The sequence below is a fragment of the Methylophaga sp. UBA5088 genome (assembly GCF_002414625.1).
GTDB classification, from domain to species: Bacteria; Pseudomonadota; Gammaproteobacteria; order Nitrosococcales; family Methylophagaceae; genus Methylophaga; species Methylophaga marina.
In genome coordinates this window covers 1-230 of the sequence record NZ_DIAC01000048.1, presented here as the reverse complement: position 1 = coordinate 230, position 230 = coordinate 1, and the positions used below count along the sequence as shown (strand labels likewise).

Annotated in this window: 1 protein-coding gene; it reads right to left on the bottom strand. The window is 49.1% G+C overall.

All coding sequences use genetic code 11. The annotated features are described in order from the left end of the window. Nucleotides 1-230 (bottom strand): phosphomethylpyrimidine synthase ThiC (locus tag B4K20_RS06210; protein WP_289282270.1); only part of this gene is annotated, 230 nt, incomplete at both ends.

Below are 230 nucleotides of genomic sequence, written 5' to 3'. Positions count from 1 at the left end.
TTCATGATTTCGCAGATATCTTCGAAATGCGTGTAGAGGAAGCTCTCCTCATGATGCGCCAGACACCATGCTGCCATAATCGAACCACCGCGTGAAACGATGCCGGTTGTGCGATTCACGGTCAGTGGGATATGTGCCAAACGCACACCCGCATGAATCGTGAAATAATCGACGCCCTGCTCAGCTTGTTCAATCAAAGTATCTCTGAACACTTCCCAAGTCAGATCTTC